This window comes from Microseira wollei NIES-4236, assembly GCF_020521235.1.
Classification (GTDB): Bacteria; Cyanobacteriota; Cyanobacteriia; order Cyanobacteriales; family Aerosakkonemataceae; genus Microseira; species Microseira wollei.
In genome coordinates this window covers 27,835-46,012 of sequence record NZ_BLAY01000034.1, presented here as the reverse complement: position 1 = coordinate 46,012, position 18,178 = coordinate 27,835, and the positions used below count along the sequence as shown (strand labels likewise).

The window sequence follows — 18,178 nt, the reverse complement described above, 5'->3', positions numbered from 1 at the left end:
CTACTTTAGATTAAGTTGTTAGACTTTAGCTATTACTGATACGTCTCCACATTGTTGGTTAGCAGGCACCGCTTCAGCGATTTTTTGAGGAATTGGCAGGTTAAGGTTACCCATGAATTCAATGAAGCTTGCCCGGTCTTTACCAACAAATCGGGGATTATATTTCTTTTCTTCGCCAATAGTAGAAACCGTATGCCCTCTGTAGTCGTGACCCGGATAAACGAGTGTCTTGTCTGGCAGGGTAAATAGTTTTTGAGTAACGTGGTCGTACATCAAACTGGGATTGCCGCTTTGGAAATCAGTACGTCCGCAACCGCGAATCAATAGGGAATCTCCGGTTAGCACTCTGTCTTGATTCACCAATTGACACTCTCCCGTCTGAAGAGCGGGAGATTCTTGGTTCAGCGAGCGATTTTGCCCAGACTTGTTACCAAATCTGGGTAGAGAATCATCTCTCCCCAAGCGTGAGAAGTTTCCGCGTGCCCCACGGTACTTGTTAACTTATAGCCAGTTTGTTTTAGCGCCTTTTCCAAAATATTTATCGCTGCATTAAAGTCGCGGTCTAAGACGCATCCACATTGACAAATATGGGTGCGAACAGACAGCGACTTTTTCACTATTTCACCGCATCCGGAACAAGTTTGACTGGTATATTGAGGTGGTACTCCTACCACCACTTTCCCATACACCTTGCCCAAATATTCCAACCATTCGGTGAACTGCGCCCATGCAGCATCGCTAATCGACTTGGCTAAATGGCGATTTCTCACCATATTCCTCACTTGCAGTTTCTCAAACGCCACAAAATCCCTCGATTTCACTACGCACAATGCCGTCTTGACAGCAAAGTCTTGACGCTGGCGGGAAACTTTTAGATGCTTGCGCCCCAACCTTTTAATTGCCTTTCGGCGATTGTTGGAGCCTTTCTTTTTCCTAGAAACGCGACAATGCAACCTTTTTAAAGCCTTCTCGGATTTACGTAGGTGGCGGGGATTTTTTACCTTGTTTCCTTCGGAATCTGTATAGAAGGCAGCTAATCCAACATCCAACCCTATGACTTTACCAGTAGGTTTAACATTAATATTTCGCTCTGCTTGGATGACAAACTGAGCGTAATAACCATCGCTACGCCGCACTATTCTTACCCGTTTAATCTGTTCGATCTGGTAATAGTGGAGATCTCGCGTTCCTATCAGTTTTAATCTACCAATACCGCATTTATCGGTAAAGTTGATGTATTTGCGGTTGTCTGATAGTTTCCATCCGGTAGTCTTGTATTCCACGGAGCGGTTGCGCTTCTGGAACTTGGGATAGCCAATATTTCCCAGCTTGCCAGATTTACAGTTATCGTAAAATCGCTGCACCGAAAACGATGCCCGCTCGGTCGCTGCTTGTCTAGCTTGAGAATTAAGTTTATCTACAAAATCGAACTCTTTGGCTAGGATGGCACTCTGCTTGCTAAATTCAGACAGTTTAACGCCACGATTGTCCATCCAAAATCTAATTGTTTTGTTGCGAATGAATTGAAATGTTCGGATTGCTTCATCAATTGAACGGTATTGTTCAATTTTTCCTTTGATTTTGAATTCGTAGACAATCATGGCGTTGTTTTATCGACCTATAATCATTTTACTTTGGGTTAGGCATCTATCAACTACCTAAAAATAAAACGTTACGAAAGACTGCAACTAAAGTTGCTCGCGTCCGATTTCATCCCTGCTCGCTCAGAGACAGGGCTTTCATCGTCCCGCTATTCTTAGTAAGACATATGGCTGTCAGTGTGACCTAAAGTAGCGATCGCTTTAATTTCAACATCTCCCAATTGTAAAACTTCCCCATCTTTGATCGAGCGGTTGGCGCAAGCCACCTGGGCATTTTCCGGCACTATTCCCTCGCAAGATGTCAGTTCCCGCAGCTTTTGGGTTCCCGTAATGTGGTCGGCGTGAATATGGGTTTCCAAGCAGTAGCGCAGCTTTAGCCCCAATTCCTGAATCAATTTCCAATCGCGTTCTACTTGCTCGAGTACTGGATCGACCAAAACGGCTTCTTTGGTATTTTCATCGGCAATTAAATATGTGTAAGTGCTAGTTTCATTGTCGTACAGTTGGCGGAATAGCATATCTTTTGTTCCTTGTGGCAAATCTGTTTGATAAGTGAAGGTTGAAGAGGACGCAAAGACGCGGAGACACCCCATGTCTAAAGCTCTTGTTGTTACCGAGATTTTTTCAGAACAGGACTTACGCAAAGGTTCTACCTGTAGGGTGCGTTAGCTTTCTTCGTAACGCACCGCAACCACCACATTTAGTGTTGCTGCGTAAGTCCTACAGAAGTCTGATTGACGCTTTACCTGTCACCCCGCCAGGGATTGAAATCCCACAGCGAGTAGCGAAAGTCCACTCAAGTGGACTAAACAAATCTTGCGAGTCCACTTGAGTGGACTTGAGCTAAAAGCCCTTGGAATTTATTCTCCGGCAGGTTTTACAGCAGATTGCAAGCTCGTCTAGGTACAGCCTTTTGGCGCCTTTTGTGTAGCGGCACCCTTAAGGGTGCCGCTACACAAAAGGCGGTGTACCTCATGCGACTGCAATCCGCTATATGGGTAGCGACAAGGCTGTGAGATCTGGGTAATGACAAGGTCTAAACCCAGGGGATTCCAGTCAGGAATCATTTTCTTGTTCCAGGGCGTTTTACATTGATTGTTATACGACTATATAGTAATATCATTGATGTGGTTTGGCAAGAGCAACGAGGAGCTTTGACTTGGTTACTAAGTACATTTACTCAAGCAGCCAGAGCATTGTAACAGTAAGCGATCGCGCAAACCCTTCTCAAACAAAACAAACAGAAATGGTAATATCAACTCCGCAACAGTCCCAGACACCTGCTTCGGCGACAGTCCCCGCCATCAATAAAACAGTTCACTATCAAATCGCTATCCTGGGTGGAGGCGCTGCCGGGATTGCCACCGCTTCTCTACTGTTGAAAAGAGACACCTCCCTAGATATCGCTATCATCGATCCATCCGACCAGCACTACTACCAACCCGGTTGGACGCTGACAGGAGGAGGGGTTTTTCGGATTGAGGATACCGTTAAACAGCAAAGAGACGTCATTCCGCAACAAACCACCTGGATCAAAGACCGCGCAATTAAACTAGACCCCGATAACAATGCAGTCATAACCGCAGCAGGTATCCAGGTTAAATATGACTATTTAGTAATTTGCCCCGGCATTCAGATTGACTGGCATCTGATTCAAGGACTTAAAGAATCAATCGGTAAGGATGGCGTTACCAGCAACTATTCTGCTGATTTTGCCCCCTATACCTGGGAATTAATCCGCAAATTTGCCGGTGGAAATGCCCTATTTACCTATCCCAATACACCAATTAAATGCGGGGGCGCACCGCAAAAAATCATGTACATGGCGGATGATGCCTTCCGCAGTCGCTCGGGAGTTCGTCAGCGCAGTAATGTGATGTTCTTGACGCCAGCAAATACGATGTTTTCGGTGCCGGAATATTCAGCATTGTTAGATGGAGTGGTCAAAAGGCGGGAAATTGAGGTTAAGTTTCGCCACAACCTGAAAGCGATTCAAGCTGACACTAAAACAGCGATTTTTGAGATTTTTGATAATAACGGCAACGTCATCGATCGAGTCAGCTACAAGTACGACATGATTCACGTGGCACCGCCCCAGAGCGCTCCTGACTTGATTAAACAAAGTCCTTTGGCAATACCAAATAATCCCTATGGCTGGGTGGATGTAGATAAATATACGCTACAACATAATCGATATCCCAACGTATTTGGTTTGGGAGATGCTTCTTCGTTACCCACGTCCAAAACCGCTGCGGCAATTCGCAAACAAGCGCCGATTGTAGCAGAAAATTTATTGGCTTTAATTGGCTCAAAGCCCTTACTAAATAAGTATGACGGTTATACTTGCTGCCCTTTAATTACAGGGTATGACAGGACGATCATGGCAGAGTTTAATGGCTACAATAGCGTGCCGCTTTCTAGTTTTCCGCTTAATCCTATTAAAGAACGCTGGATTATGTGGAAAATGAAGACAACGGCTCTACCTTGGATTTACTGGCATCGAATGCTGAAGGGAGAGCAATTCGAGGGGGATTACATCAAGTTCTTGCAGTGGAAAAAGTAATAACGTAAGTTGCTAGTTATAAAATTCGGCCTTGCTAATTGCTAATTGCTAATTGCTAATGTAAAATTTTTGCTGACATGAGCCATTAGCCATTAGCTATTAGCCGCTCTTGGCGAGATAACTAGCCACTTGGGTTAATAGCGATTCTGGAGGAAATATCATGGCAGAGTTTAATTGGTTAACTGCCCTTATTGGTGGTCTACTAATTGGGTTCAGCGCTACCCTCTTGCTGGCATTCAATGGTCGTATTGCTGGTATTAGTGGCATTCTCAATAGTGCGATTACCTTTAGGAAAGATGAAATCTGGCGCTGGATGTTCATCCTGGGGATGTTACTAGGTGGCACGATCTACGAATATGGGCTGGCATCTCAGCCAACTCCAAAGTCTACATTCGTTCCTTGGGCAGCGATCGCAGGCGGTTTTCTCGTCGGTTTCGGCACCCGCATGGGCAGCGGTTGCACCAGCGGTCATGGGGTGTGTGGGCTAGGTCGATTATCCCTGCGATCCTTAGTTGCGGTTCTCATCTTCCTCATAACTGCGATTCTCACAGTGTTTATTGTGCGTCGCGTACTGGGGTTGACTTTATGAAAGACAATTTGATCGCTTTATTAGCAGGATTGTTATTTGGTCTAGGACTAGGACTTTCGCAGATGATCGACCGCGATCGCGTCCTGGGTTTCCTAGATGTTACGGGAGTTTGGGACCCAACCTTATTATTTGTCTTGGGTGGAGCCGTCGGGGTGACGATAATTGCCTTCCGGTTTGTGCTGCGGCGTTCCCATCCGATATGGGCAGACAAGTTTTATTTACCCACTAAAAAAGATATCGATCTGCCTTTAGTTATTGGGGCTGCAATCTTCGGCGTGGGTTGGGGGATTGCCGGATACTGTCCTGGTCCAGGTATTACTGCCTTGGTTTTAGGTATGTGGAATCCAGTGTTATTTGTGCTGGCGTTGATTGCTGGTTCGCTGACCTATAAGAGTTTATCTCAAAGATAATTTCGTAGAAGATTTTAAGAGTTTGAGCTACTGAAATGTTGGATAACAAGACAGACGCCTTGCGATCGCACGACCAAACCTGGTTAGTTCGCTGGAGCCGCTTTTTTCCGATTCTCGATTGGGGTTTGCATTACCAAAGGGAGTATTTGGCAGGCGATCTAACTGCCGGGATTGTAGTTGGGACTGTGCTAATTCCTCAAGCAATGGCCTATGCTTTATTAGCAGGTTTACCCCCCGAAATCGGACTATATGCGAGTATTTTGCCCCCAGTTGTTTATGCCTTGATCGGCACTAGCCGTTTGATTTCGGTTGCTCCGGTAGCATTAGATTCATTGATGGTGGGTGCAGCTATTGCTCCCCTCGCTGCCGAAAACACCCCTCAATATTTGGGAATGGCATTGTTGCTGGCACTGACAATCGGTGCGATCGATATTCTTATGGGTATCTTTCGCTTGGGGTTGCTGGTTAATTTTCTCAGTGAAGCAGTCATTTCTGGGTTTATTAGTGCAGCGGCGATTGTCATCGGTTTTAGTCAGGTGAAACATCTGCTAGGACTGAAAATTCCTCAGACAGAATCGTTTATCCAGTTGCTGGTTTATCTAGTACAAGGAATAGGTGCGATTAACTGGGTGACGCTTTTGTTGGGATTTGTCAGCATTCTAATATTGGTTTATTTCCCCAAAATATTGGGCAAACAACTCCAGAAATGCGGCTTTCATGAGTTAACGATTATGCCGCTGACTAAAAGTGCGCCACTGCTCCTAGTCATTGGCAGTTCGCTGCTAGTTTGGCTTTTGCACCTGGATCGAGTTGCTGGGGTAAAAGTTGTTGGCGATATCCCTAAAGGTTTACCCTCCCTCACATTTCCCGTTCTGGATGGGAATACAATTTCTGCACTGCTTCCAGCTGCTTTTGCGATTAGCTTTGTGGGTTTTATGGAAGCCTTTTCAGTCGGTAAGTTTTTAGCCAGTAAGCGACGACAAAAGGTTGATCCAAACCAGGAATTCATTGCTTTGGGAGCTGCGAATCTGAGTGCAGCGTTGACGGGAGGGTATCCCGTTACTGGAGGCGTGAGCCGATCGGGCGTAAACTTTTCAGCTAATGCTAATACTCCTTTAGCATCCATCATTACGGCATCAATTGTGGCGCTTGTCTTGATGTTTCTCACGCCGTTGTTTTACTTTTTACCCCAAGCTTGTCTAGCGGCGATTATTGTGATGGCAGTGGCTAATCTCTTAGACTTTGGAACGCTGCAACGGTTGTGGGTGTATAATCGAGCCGATGCGATCGCTTGGATGGCAGCATTTTTTCCAGTCCTCCTAACCAGCGTTGAGAAAGGCATTTTAATTGGTGCTGCCGTGTCAATTTTATTGCACCTGTGGCGCACGAGCAAACCGCACATCGCCGTTGTGGGTAGAGTGGGAGAAACCGAGCATTTTCGCAATGTCCTGCGCCACAATGTTAAAACTTGTCCTCACGTTTTGGCTGTCCGAGTTGATGCCAGCCTTTACTTTGTCAATACTAAATATCTGGAAGAATACTTACTCCTTGGAGTAACCGCTCGTCCGGAGGTGAAATATTTAGTATTGGTATGTAGTGCGGTTAATTCAATTGATGGCAGTGCCTTGGAAACACTCAAGAATTTGATTGTTGACTTAAAGACTAGGGGGATTGAATTCTATATGTCTGAAGTCAAAGGCCCGGTGATGGATGGATTGCTAAAAGTTGGATTTGTAGATGAGTTAGGCAAAGACCATATTTTCCTAACTACTGACCAAGCAATGCGTTTTTTGGAATGTGGGAGTTAATTTTTTAGTTAATTAATGCTAAATGGGTTATATCATGTCCGTTGAATTGCCCATCATAAAAAACCTCACAGAGTCGTTGTGTAGGGACACGGCATCAGAGATATCTCGGACAAGCAGATAACGTTAATCGTGCCGTGTCCCGGCTGATGATTATGGGTAATCGACCTGACATGATATTAATTAGCACAACGTTGAAAAAAATTATTTTCCAGTTTTCTTGCATTATTTAACTAAATAGTTATAATAAATTATAAAGAAATATAAATTTAATTCTCCAGATGGAAACTCTCTCGCTCGGTTGTGCAAGACTTTGAGCGTTTCCTTGGCAGAAGAAATTTGTTTGCTCTCAAAAGAAAGAGTCATCCAGCGTAATTTTCACTGAAAGAAAGCGCCAAAATCAGAAATTAAGGAGAATCAAGAATGGATAATAGCTTTCCCCTCGAAAATCCTTCTATCTCTCGCCGCCAGTTGCTCAATTTTCTCACTGGTGCTGTCGTCGCCTCTACTGCCTCTGCTGCACTTTATCCAGTAGCCAAATATTTTATCCCACCAGATGAAAGCGGCGAAGGAGGAGCTATCCTTGCCAAAGATATATTAGGCAACCCCATTCCTGCCAGCCAAATTCTAGCAGAACCAGCCGGAACTCGCGCCTTAGTAGCTGGGTTAGCTGGGGAACCCACTTACTTAATCCTGAAACAGGACGGCACTCTCGACAATATGGGAATTGTCGATAACTGCACCCACTTGGGTTGCACTTTTCCTTGGAACGAAATCGACCAAGAATTTCAATGTCCTTGTCACGGTTCTCGTTATAGCGCAGATGGTACCGTAGTGCGTGGGCCAGCACCTCTGCCGCTCAAATTAGTTCGGGTGGCAGTGAAAGACAATGCAATCTGGATTTCGCCTTGGACGGAAATTGATCCGCGCACAGGCACAACTCCTTGGTGGGTTTAACAATCATAGGAAAAAGGCGAACACAAGCACGAACACTCATAGCAGCCATTATGGCTAGAATTAGCCGTGGTTATTACTGGAGAAAGATTGATGAAACTTACCAATTTATCTCAAATTCAAAAACGTTTGTTTGCTTGGGGAATGTCGAAAGCTAATTCGACCGATAACAGCGCGATCGCACTGATAAATTGCGCGAGTTATTCGACAATGGGAGAGCTAAAACAAGCACTTTTGGGTTCTTTGCAAGGAAAAGTATTAGAAATCGGCCCCGGCGCTGGAGCTAATCTCTCCTATTACCCAAAAGATATTGATTGGATAGGCGTTGATCCGAATCCTTTTATGCACCAGTATCTCGAACAAGAGGCCGATCGTCAGGGGCTTAAAAATATCGGATTGTACAGAGGAAGTGCTGAAGAATTACCCGTCAAAGATAATAGCATTGATAGCGCCGTTAGCACCCATGTTCTCTGTTCTGTTAACAATCTCGATCGCAGTTTACAAGAAATTAAGCGCATTCTCAAACCCGGTGGCAGTTTCATTTTTATGGAACACGTTGCCGCCGATTGTTGCACTTGGACGCGCCGAATTCAGGATAGCATTGAGCCTGTCTGGAAAGTCGCGTTCGATAACTGCCATCCTAACCGAACAACCTGGAGCGCGTTAGAAAATGCTGGATTTGAGTCAGTCAATTATCAGCAATTTCGCATTTCATTTCCCATCGTCAGTCCTCACATTGCAGGAGTAGCCAAGAAAACACTGGCTGTTAGTTAAGCAAAAACTCAAACATCAGAAAAATACTGCCAACTTCTAGACAACATTTCCTAGAAAAACAAAATTGAGATCTTGCACCTTTCGCATTAGCCCGCCAGAGAATAAATTCTCACAGCGAGCAGCGAAAGTCCGTTAAAACAAACTGGTTTGATGGCATTGATGTCATGTCCTTAGGCATCGGTAGCGTCAGCAAAGGAAGGGTTTAACAAGATCATCACCTTTGTTTCTTCATAGATCTCTTTCCTTGCTCAACAATTTTTCACAGAAACCCGGTTTCTTTCCACTTAATTGTTGGTAAAACCCGCCCCTACAGCATTAAAAACTATACACTACCGTTGCTAGCGGACATGATATGAGTCGGTTTTAACCGACTTTCGCTATTAGCCCGGAAATTTATTTCCGGGCGGGTTGGGAAACTGATGCCAGATCTGAACGAAACAAACTCTACGATGCGATCGCGGTGGCGGGATTGGATTGGGCTTAGCGATCGCTCTACCTCCCGCCACCCTAGACTTGCGATCGCTCTCCTAGCTTCCCCGCCAAATTAAGTACAATTACTTATTTACCAAACCATTTTTACCTGACCACATAAATATATGGCTATATAACAGGATGACGAAAGCATCATTCAGAGGCTGAAATGAAGGGGTTGATTTATGGGTCAACTATTTAACGAACTTAAACAAGACATTTTGTACCAGCACGGCATGAATGCCTGCTTGAACTGCGGTGTATGTACTGCGGTTTGTCCAGCAGCCGAGTTTAATGACTACTCTCCTAGAGAAGTCATGAACATTGTGCAATCGGAAGATGACGAGCAGATTGAAGAGTTGCTCAAGTCAGACAAAATTTGGTTTTGCGGGCAATGTTTTTCGTGTAAAACCAGGTGTCCGAGAGGTAACAATACTGCCTCAGTAGTTCTGGCACTGCGTCGAATGTCAATTCGTTACGGTTACTTTGCCGAGTCAGAAAAAGGCAGACAGCAATTATTTGCCAAGCGAGTATTTGGGGAAAATATACTGAAACGAGGTTATACCTTGTTAGCTGAAAATATTACGCATGCACACTTTCCCGAACTGGGAGAAAACTGGGAATACTATTACGAACATAGAGCAGAAATGCGGCAATGGTGGGATGTGCCGATGAATTTGGAAAATAGCCCAGGTTCGCACCGAGTTATTCCCGAAACAGACATGGAAGAAGTGCGGGCAATTTATCAGAAGACGGGTGCGATCGCTTTAATGGAAGCCGTTGAAAAAGGCATGGAAAAGAAACTTGGCAGCAAGGCAGAAGTGGAAAAATATTGGCAAACCTGGTTAGAAACTGGGGATAGCAGAAACTCCGAAATCAAAGAAAGCAAATAAGAGGAAAAGATCGTGAAAGTAGAAGGAAAAAACAAAGCTTGGGAAAGACATCAAAAGCACGTACCAACTGTAGACGAAGAAGGCGGGAAATTGTGGGGTTGCTTCCGTAGCTGTTTTTTACAAAGTGCCGCACCCTACACCGAAGGTATTGCTTATAAGATTTTGAAAAACGATTTGGGAATGGAACTGCGGGAAGCGCCTGGACATACTTCCTGTGGGGCAATTGGATATCACGGGGATGTGTCAAACCTGGAAACACAAATGGTGATGGCGGCGAGGAATTTTTCCGTTGCCCATCATGAATTAGGTGTCGATAATCTCTTCTCATTCTGTGTCACTTCCTTTGCTAATTACACGGAAATGATTAAACTTTGGGAAGAAGAACCAGAGTGGAGAGAATACACAGAAAAGACATTAAAAGAAACGACAGGACGCGAATTTTGGATTCCTCGCGTATCGGGGGGAAGACCTTCTGTTGTTCATGCTTCCGATGTGTTTTTTGCTAATCGGTATCAGCTGGCAGCAAAAGCAAAATATAGCTTGAAGGGAATCAAGGCAGTCGATCACATTGGATGCCATTATGCGAAAATTTTCCCCGGCGAGTGCATGGGTGGGGCTGAATTTCCGCAAGTTTTAGTGGGAATGCTAGAAGCTTTCGGTGCGGAAATAGTTGATTATCCAGAAAGAAGGCATTGCTGTGGTATGGGTTTTCGGCAATGTGCGTTTCCAGAAAACAGAGACTACACCGCAAGTAGCGTTTACAAAAAAATGAAAAGTCTGAAAGAAACCCATCCGGATTGCAACTTAATCCTTACCAATTGTCCCGGATGTACGGTATTTTTGGATGCCGAACAAGGAACGATTAAAGAAGTTTTGGGAAAAGAGTTTAACGTCAGCATCTTAGACTACGCACAATTGACCGGGTTGCTATTAGGCTATGACCCCTTCAAAGATTGCGGATTGAATGCAAAAGTCCTATTGAGCCTTTGTTAGATAAAATCGGCATTCCTTAGGATAAATCCAAGAAGGCTGAAGAACGCAGAAGACCCTTTTAAACCAGTCAAAAATGCAAAATTTAAGAATTTAACCAGGAGCGAAGACAATGGGTAAAAGTGTTGTTGTAATTGGCGGTGGCCCTGCTGGAATGGCTGCGGCTGGAAGACTTCAAGATTTTGGATATGATGTAGTTTTGATTGAGAAAAAAGCCGAAGTTGGGGGACATTTAAATAAATGGTACAAAGTGTTTCCTGACTTTACCGATGCTGCCGAAATCATCGCCAATCTGAAGCAAGGTTTGGGTAAAACCAGAATTTTAAATAATGCTACAGTGACTCGAATTGAAGGAACGGCACCCAATTTTAAAGTCATGACTTCAACAGGTGAAGAAATTGATGCGGCGGCGATTTTGGTAGCAACTGGCTTTAAGCATTTCGATGCTGCATTTAAAGAAGAATATGGATACGGGATCTACGATAATTGCATTACTTCAGTAGAATTGGATGCAATGCTGAAGGCGCAAAGCGTTAAAACCAGAAGCGGTAAAGCGCCGAAGAAAGTGGCGATGGTTCACTGCGTTGGTTCTCGCGATGAAAAAGTCAACAATAATTATTGTTCGCGAGTTTGTTGTACCAATGCGATTAAAGTTGGAATCGAGATTAAACAACAAAATCCCGATTGCGAAATTTACTGCCTTTATATGGATATCCGAGTGTTCGGTCGCGGTTATGAGGAACTGTATCGCACATCGCAAGAAAAGTATGGAGTGCAGTTTATTCGCGGTCGGCTTTCTGAGGCTGGTGAGAAAAATGATGGCAGTTTATTGTTGCGCTTAGAAGATACTTTGACAGCAAAACCGATGCGGTTGAGTGTCGATCTTTTGGTTTTGATGGTGGGAATGGAAGGTAATGCCGAGTTAGCAGAAATTGCAGGTTTAAGTGTGGGTTGCGATCGCTTCTACACCACCGCACATCAGCAATATTCTAATAATGCCTCTGCCCGGAGAGGGATTTTTCTCGCGGGTGCGGCAACGGGGCCAAAAGCAATTGTGGAATCTATTACCGATGGACGATCGGCTGCCGCAGAAATTGCTGCTTTTTTAGTCAGCAATCAAGCCATCGTTGAATCCTCTCTGAATGGACAGTTAGTAGCAACAGAAATGGCAGCTTCACTGAAGTAAGGTTGAAAGCAATGGCAGCTAAAAAGTTCTTATTTGGTCTGAAGGTCGATCGCCAAACGGCGATAAAATGAATCGGGAGTTTGGGTTCTTCCGTACCTGTGCTAAACTATTAAAATAACGCTCAAAAGTAAAATTGAAATCAATTCTGAAAAGAGGGATGACAAAAATACTAAATTTACCTGGTGTAATAGTAGAAGATAGTAAAGAAACAAAAGAAACATTAATATTATCTGTAAACCTAGAGAAAAAAACAGCGACTTGCCCCCGGTGTGGCGAGATAAGCCATCGCATTCATCAAAATAAAAGCCATTTAGTAAGAGATTTACCAATGGGAGATAGAGAAGTTGTTCTGAAATTAAATCGGCGAAGATTCAAGTGTGAAAAATGCCAAAAACCTTTTAGTGAAACTTTGAATTTTGTAGGAGAGAGAAAACGGTTTACTTATAGATATACCGAGGCTATTACAGAGCAAGTTATTCATAGTGATGTGAGCAAAGCCAAAAATAATCGATTAACAGAAGAAGAAGTATGGTCAATGGTAATAGCTGTAGCCCAAAAAATACTGCCAGTTAATGTAAAATAAAAATTTTAGGGATAGATGAAATTAGTTTAGTAAAAGGACAAGGAAAATTTATTGTCGTTTTAGTCGATTTAGAAACACATAAGTTAGTGGGATTAGTGTCATCTCGAACCCAATCAGAAATAGAAAAAGTGATGCAGCAATGGGGAGAAAAAGTATTGTCTCAGATAGAAGAAGTCAGTATGGATATGACTGGTAACTATAAATCTTTAGGACAAAGAATATGTCCAAATGCAGTAGTGACTGTGGATAGATTTCATCTGACAAAAATAGTTCATGAAGAGTTAAATCAAGGGAGAATTTCTCAAAAGAAAACAGCAGAATCTCTAAATGCTAAGTCCAGAGCTAAATTATTTAGTAGTTTAAAAGGAAGTAAATATATATTGCTGAAAGCCGAGGATAAGTTATCTAACAAGCAAAAAGAAAAATTAGCACAGGTGAAAGAAGCTTCACCGAGTGTGGCAGGCACGATTTGAAAGAGGAATTCCATCTCTTATTTGAGTCAAGTAAAACTTTGGGAGAAGGAACATTAAAACTAATTGATTGGTTAAAGAAAGCTGAACAATATTACCGAAATACTGTGTCAACGATTAAGCGTTGGTTTTCCGAGATAGTTGGTTATTTTGAGAGAAGAATAACTAATGGAATAGTGGAAGGCATTAATCACAAATTAAAAGTATTAAAACCTTGTGGCTTTGGTTTTAGGAATTTTGATAATTTTGAAATCAGAGCTTTACTTTTATGGCACTTTCCTAATAATTTAGCACAGGTACGGGAGAGCCGATTTTTGCCGGAAGCAATGCTGGTAGGGCGACAAAGATCGTTTCGGTTGCTACCCTGATGTCAGAACTCGTTTCCGATGCTGAAGTCATACAGCAAGCTTTTTAGCCTCCTTGTCGCCCCCTGAAGATACCGATGCAACCGGACATGATATCATTGCAAATCTTGCGATCGCACCACTTCCAATACTTCAGCTGTTAGCCAAAAATCACAATACCCAGTTAGACTTGACCGTTCTGTTGCATCGCACTCAGGTAACATTCGTAGGCTTTTTCACCAAAGCAAACGAGGATGACTTGCTCAATTGATGTATTTTTTTCCATAAACACCTTAATTTCAGCGATCGCAATCCCAGCTGCCCTCTCCATCGGAAACCCATATATCCCCGTACTGATGGCAGGAAACGCAATTGTACCGATAGAATACTGCTCTGCCAATTCCAAGCTACGACGATAACAACTCCCTAACAGTTCATCCTCGTTTTGATTTCCCCCTTGCCAAATCGGCCCAACGGTATGAATTACCCATTTAGCTGGTAAATTATAACCAAAGGTAATTTTCGCATCCCCTGTTTTACAACCGTTGAGTTTTCGACATTCTGCTAAAAGTTCTGACCCCGCTGCACGATGAATCGCACCATCCACTCCCCCACCACCTAAAAGAAAACTATTAGCCGCATTAACAATTGCATCGACTTTTTGTTGGGTAATAACGCAAGTTGCTAGTTATAAACAAGGGCGTTGCCAGCTTGCTAATTGCTAATTGCTAATCTTGGATTTTTACCAATCTCGCCATTAGCCATTAGCCATTAGCCGCTCCCAGAGAGATAACTAGCAACTTGAGTTAATATCTCCTTGAATTACCGTAATTCTGTTAATCTCCACGGTTTTATTATCATAAACTATGGCAATATTATAATAAAAATTATTAACAATAGCCCAAAAAAAATTAGTAAAATTTTAAAAAGCAGTCTCGCAGGGGCAAAATTGATGAATTTAGATAGCGTTTCAAATTATATGGTATATTTGATACATCTTGACCCTCAATGCCATCAGCGAAAACCAAGCTAATCGGTACAGGTTGCAAGAAAAAGTATGGGTCTTGGGAACCAGGACTCCTGCCCTTGGAGGGGATGTAAGACCAAGAGAACTCCGGTTCTGGCGGCAATTCCCGATGAATTGGGAGAGCCATCACACTTACCCGCTAGGAAGTGTGCGGTAGTTCACAAGCCGAACGCTTGATTGAAGAAGCAGGGTCCAGAACCATGACAGAGGAACAGTATCGCAAAAAGATGCAGCGGCGCAAGGAAGTGCAGGAACAACGCTTGCAAGAGCGATCGCATGAAAAAGGCTTAATTATCGTCCACACGGGTAACGGGAAGGGAAAAACTACCGCCGCGTTGGGGATGGTGTTGCGATCGCTCGGTCACGGCTATAAAGTTGCGATCGTCCAATTCATCAAAGGCGCTTGGGAACCGGCAGAAAAAGCCGTTTTCAGCCTTTGGCCCGCACAGCTAGAATTTCATGCAATGGGAGAAGGCTTCACCTGGGAAACTCAAGACCGACAGCGAGATATCGAAACCGCACAAGTAGCTTGGAATAAAGCGCTTACATTTGTCCGCAATCCAGATTATAAATTGGTGCTGTTAGATGAAGTCAACGTAGCGCTAAAGCTGGGTTATTTAACCGTCGAGCAGGTTCTATCCGGACTGGATGAAAAACCTGCCGACTCCCACCTCATTCTCACCGGCAGAGGCGCACCACCAGCTTTAATTGAACGAGCAGATTTAGTTACTGAAATGACGCTCGTCAAGCATCCGTTTCGCGAACAAGGCGTTAAAGCTCAACCAGGAATTGAATATTGATTTTGGATTGGTAATTGCTAATTGCTAATTGCTAATTGCTAATTGCTAATTGCTAATTGGTAAGAACTCTTCCTATTACCAATTACCCATTACCCAATCTGAAATTTCTATCGGCTCCAAACTTGCTCTTGATGGTTCGCTTTACAAATACCCAAAATCCGCTGGTCGTTCTCGCTGACTGTGGCTATCCGTTGATAGTCTTGCAAGTTAACGGTCAGCGGGAAGTTTATCGGGTCATCTCCATTGCCAATGCGGGGATAATCACCAACAGCGGCAAATTCATTGGATCGGTTTTCGGGGGGACTAGAGTCAGCAGTTTCTGCGAAGGGATTATTTACCATCAGATCTAACTTCCTCGACGCCAGCCTGCCGTGAAAACAATTAAACTCTGATTGAGGCATATAAACTGCGCCGATTACGCGACCCCGACGCACCTCAAACACCATATATTCTTTGCCAATTTCCTCTGGTTGAGAAGATTGACCGTACAGGTAAACGCCATCAGGGGTTTGATTGTTTGGGGTAGCTTGAGCAACTTGAGTTTGATGGTTATTGGTCGGTGCGGGGGTAGCGTTGCCCGCCCCCACGCCCACGATCAACATTAGACCTGCGAGCGGGAGTTTCAAGCAGCTAGATGGCATGGGCTGATCTAAAAAAGAGTTAACAAGAGACTTAAACATTGTTTTCCCCCCGCTGTTTCTAAATGCACTCTGAAATAGGTCTTATTTACAAATTAACTCACTATTTACGCAGTACGATTCGCGCTACAGGATGAATCGATGGCATGAGATTAACTTTTGTTTCTGCCGCGATCGCCTTTGGCTGCTTAAATAAATCGCCCCCTCGATGGGAGGAGGCGATATCTTCACCAGCAGACGTCATAGGTTTATGACGATCGCGGTTGTACCTCTCGACTCTGATTGAATACAGTCGCGTTACTAAATATTTCCGATGGCGGTGAAATTTTGTTACAATTGTTTACAATACAATCGGCGATTGGTCATGGGCGATCGATATGGAAAAGGGAGAGCATCTGCTTTCCCTCTCCTTTTTGCACCTGGTTTAAGGCTGCGGTGCTAACTGTCAAGCTTCTTAACCTGCTAGGTATTCCCGCACGTTGGCACGGTGACGGCGCAGGTGGTCGAGAGCTTGGCGTTCGAGTTGGCGCACTCGTTCGCGGCTGAGGTTGAGTTGTTCGCCGACTTTGGCGAGTGACAGAGCGTTGCCATCGGTCAAGCCGAAACGCAGGGTGAGGACTTGCCGCTGCTGGGGGGTCAATCCGGCTAAGAGATCTTCGAGATCCTGGCGCAGGGACTCTTGGGTGATGAAATTTTCTGGCGATGGCCCTTCATCTTCCAACAGGTCTTGCAGTTCGGTGTCTTGGTTGTCTCCCACGCGCACGTCGAGGGAAACTGGTTGACGGGCAATGGTCAGGTACTCGCGGATCTGGGCGGGTTCTAACTCCAATGCGGAGGCAATTTCAGCGGGAGTGGCGCTACGACCTAGCTGTTGGGCTAGTTCGCGCTGCACTTTCTTGATTTTGTTGAGTTTTTCGGTGATGTGGATCGGTAGCCGAATCGTGCGACCTTGCTGAGCAATCGCTCGCGTGATCGCTTGTCTGATCCACCAGTAAGCGTAGGTGGAAAACTTGTATCCCCGCGTCGGGTCAAATTTCTCTACACCCCGTTCTAACCCTAAAGTACCTTCTTGGATCAAATCCAAGAATTCCAGGTTACGCTTCTGGTATTTTTTGGCGATCGCTACCACCAAGCGCAGGTTCGCTTCAATCATCTTTTGCTTGGCGCGCTGACCCCGACGGACAATGTCGGCAAGCTCTGTTTCGCTTAGACCCACCTGTTCTGCCCACTCTTTCTCGGTTGGTTTGCGGCGCAGTTTTTTAGTCAGGGCGTCCTTTGCTTCCATCAGGTGCATCATTTGTTGCACTTGCTTGCCAAAGACAATCTCTTGTTCCCGGGTCAGCAGGGGCACGCGACCAATTTCACGGAGATAGGTACGAACCATATCTGCCGTGAATTTGGTGTTGGCAGTTTGGTTTTCGGTGTTAACAGTTGGCATGGATGCGTATTGACCTTTTTCAACAAATAAAGTATTGGTGGCTGGGCTTTTGAGCTTTGGTCTGGACGCCTGACTACTAAGAGCCTATCTGACTTATCTGTAACGATTCATCCCGCCATAGGTGTAGTAGTTGCACTGCCTCCCCTTCCAGCAGATCTGCGTCTCGATCGGGAGGCTTTGCTTGGTGTTTTTCCCCTCCTCCAATTGCAACTCGGTTGAATCCTTTCTATGGAAGGCGGCACTTAGATCGGAATCCTGGGTAAAGCCTAGTTCTGGTTCGCTCACACAACTCGAAGTCGCTATGACTTTACCTACTATCATTCTATACTACACATTTAGACCATGCTACAGATAAAAAGTTTGTCCTTAGGTATAATATTTCCCAAATATACTTTGAACTATTGCAGCGGCGATCCCGATTTGTTTTAAGTCTTCTTAAGAAAGTTTGGGATCTAGCTCTCAATACTACTATTTTCGACCAGTTATCCCTGGGCGTCCAGATATTAGTCATGGGGATAACCGAAATGGTCAAAGCCCGTCAGGTCGGGATATCCGCCTTTTTGCTAATTGGTAATGGGTAATTGGTCATAGGGTGGAATTGGCATTAGTAGGAAATGTAATTAATACCATATTCAAACCTCA

18 protein-coding genes and 3 pseudogenes are annotated in these 18,178 nt (G+C 44.3%); 13 read left to right on the top strand and 8 right to left on the bottom strand.

The features are described from left to right. Positions 1–18 precede the first annotated feature (18 nt). The 3 genes and pseudogenes from MiSe_RS13235 to MiSe_RS13225 all read right to left on the bottom strand — a co-directional run. Positions 19–363 (bottom strand): annotated as a pseudogene (locus MiSe_RS13235) (MBL fold metallo-hydrolase); the annotation flags it as partial. Between the two features lie 38 nt (positions 364–401). Beyond that, a complete protein-coding gene (locus MiSe_RS13230; protein WP_226579933.1) occupies positions 402–1,601 on the bottom strand; it encodes an RNA-guided endonuclease InsQ/TnpB family protein in 1,200 nt (399 codons plus the stop codon). A 158-nt stretch (positions 1,602–1,759) separates the two neighbouring features. After that, positions 1,760–2,119 (bottom strand): annotated as a pseudogene (locus MiSe_RS13225) (MBL fold metallo-hydrolase); the annotation flags it as partial. Between the two features lie 728 nt (positions 2,120–2,847). On the opposite strand from MiSe_RS13225, the gene MiSe_RS13220 reads away from it, so the two are divergent. The 11 genes and pseudogenes from MiSe_RS13220 to MiSe_RS53785 all read left to right on the top strand — a co-directional run. Then, positions 2,848–4,164, top strand: coding sequence for an NAD(P)/FAD-dependent oxidoreductase (locus tag MiSe_RS13220; RefSeq protein WP_307731383.1), 1,317 nt, complete (start codon positions 2,848–2,850; stop codon positions 4,162–4,164). 160 nt (positions 4,165–4,324) lie between these two features. Beyond that, entirely contained in the window at positions 4,325–4,753 is a 429-nt protein-coding gene (locus MiSe_RS13215) for a YeeE/YedE family protein (protein ID WP_226579930.1), read from the top strand. After that, positions 4,750–5,163, top strand: a complete 414-nt coding sequence (locus MiSe_RS13210) for a DUF6691 family protein (protein ID WP_226579927.1) — start codon at positions 4,750–4,752, stop codon at positions 5,161–5,163. Before MiSe_RS13215 ends, MiSe_RS13210 begins: the two co-directional genes overlap by 4 nt. A gap of 35 nt (positions 5,164–5,198) precedes the next feature. After that, the gene (locus MiSe_RS13205; RefSeq protein ID WP_226579924.1) at positions 5,199–6,971 is read left to right on the top strand and encodes a SulP family inorganic anion transporter; all 1,773 of its coding nucleotides are present in this window, start codon (positions 5,199–5,201) and stop codon (positions 6,969–6,971) included. 420 nt (positions 6,972–7,391) lie between these two features. After that, on the top strand, positions 7,392–7,925 hold the full coding sequence (petC, locus tag MiSe_RS13200; protein ID WP_226579921.1) for a cytochrome b6-f complex iron-sulfur subunit: 534 nt from the start codon (positions 7,392–7,394) through the stop codon (positions 7,923–7,925). Between the two features lie 90 nt (positions 7,926–8,015). Further along, positions 8,016–8,696, top strand: coding sequence for a class I SAM-dependent methyltransferase (locus MiSe_RS13195; protein ID WP_226579919.1), 681 nt, complete (start codon positions 8,016–8,018; stop codon positions 8,694–8,696). 419 nt (positions 8,697–9,115) lie between these two features. Then, on the top strand, positions 9,116–9,244 hold the full coding sequence (locus MiSe_RS50915; RefSeq protein WP_264196482.1) for a hypothetical protein: 129 nt from the start codon (positions 9,116–9,118) through the stop codon (positions 9,242–9,244). A 108-nt stretch (positions 9,245–9,352) separates the two neighbouring features. Continuing rightward, entirely contained in the window at positions 9,353–10,060 is a 708-nt protein-coding gene (locus tag MiSe_RS13190) for a 4Fe-4S dicluster domain-containing protein (RefSeq protein ID WP_226579916.1), read from the top strand. A 12-nt stretch (positions 10,061–10,072) separates the two neighbouring features. After that, positions 10,073–11,053: a heterodisulfide reductase-related iron-sulfur binding cluster gene (locus MiSe_RS13185; RefSeq protein WP_226579913.1), complete on the top strand. Its 981-nt coding sequence runs from the start codon at positions 10,073–10,075 to the stop codon at positions 11,051–11,053. Between the two features lie 109 nt (positions 11,054–11,162). Further along, a complete protein-coding gene (locus MiSe_RS13180) occupies positions 11,163–12,236 on the top strand; it encodes an FAD-dependent oxidoreductase (RefSeq protein ID WP_226579910.1) in 1,074 nt (357 codons plus the stop codon). A 145-nt stretch (positions 12,237–12,381) separates the two neighbouring features. Further along, positions 12,382–13,582: pseudogene (locus MiSe_RS53785) on the top strand (ISL3 family transposase); the annotation flags it as partial. A 235-nt stretch (positions 13,583–13,817) separates the two neighbouring features. On the opposite strand, the gene MiSe_RS13165 reads toward MiSe_RS53785, so the two are convergent. Both MiSe_RS13165 and MiSe_RS13160 read right to left on the bottom strand, forming a co-directional pair. Then, positions 13,818–14,306, bottom strand: a complete 489-nt coding sequence (locus MiSe_RS13165) for an O-acetyl-ADP-ribose deacetylase (RefSeq protein WP_226580002.1) — start codon at positions 14,304–14,306, stop codon at positions 13,818–13,820. A gap of 238 nt (positions 14,307–14,544) precedes the next feature. Then, positions 14,545–14,787 (bottom strand): hypothetical protein, encoded by a 243-nt coding sequence (locus MiSe_RS13160; RefSeq protein WP_226579904.1) that lies wholly within the window; start codon positions 14,785–14,787, stop codon positions 14,545–14,547. A 73-nt stretch (positions 14,788–14,860) separates the two neighbouring features. Between MiSe_RS13160 and cobO the strand changes: the two genes are divergently transcribed. Next, positions 14,861–15,460 carry a cob(I)yrinic acid a,c-diamide adenosyltransferase gene (cobO, locus tag MiSe_RS13155; protein ID WP_226579902.1) on the top strand — a complete coding sequence of 200 codons (600 nt, stop codon included), beginning with the start codon at positions 14,861–14,863 and terminating at the stop codon, positions 15,458–15,460. 107 nt (positions 15,461–15,567) lie between these two features. Here the strand turns inward: cobO and MiSe_RS13150 are convergent, their stop codons facing one another. The 3 genes from MiSe_RS13150 to MiSe_RS13140 all read right to left on the bottom strand — a co-directional run bounded on the left by MiSe_RS13150 (position 15,568) and on the right by MiSe_RS13140 (position 17,536). Then, complete coding sequence (locus MiSe_RS13150) at positions 15,568–16,062, bottom strand: hypothetical protein (RefSeq protein WP_226579899.1); 495 nt, start codon at positions 16,060–16,062, stop codon at positions 15,568–15,570. A gap of 139 nt (positions 16,063–16,201) precedes the next feature. Beyond that, entirely contained in the window at positions 16,202–16,342 is a 141-nt protein-coding gene (locus tag MiSe_RS13145) for a hypothetical protein (RefSeq protein ID WP_226579896.1), read from the bottom strand. Positions 16,343–16,552: 210 nt separating this feature from the next. Then, on the bottom strand, positions 16,553–17,536 hold the full coding sequence (locus tag MiSe_RS13140) for an RNA polymerase sigma factor, RpoD/SigA family (protein ID WP_226579893.1): 984 nt from the start codon (positions 17,534–17,536) through the stop codon (positions 16,553–16,555). A gap of 401 nt (positions 17,537–17,937) precedes the next feature. Between MiSe_RS13140 and MiSe_RS13135 the strand changes: the two genes are divergently transcribed. Beyond that, positions 17,938–18,117, top strand: coding sequence for a hypothetical protein (locus tag MiSe_RS13135; RefSeq protein ID WP_226579890.1), 180 nt, complete (start codon positions 17,938–17,940; stop codon positions 18,115–18,117). The last annotated feature ends 61 nt before the right edge of the window (positions 18,118–18,178 follow it).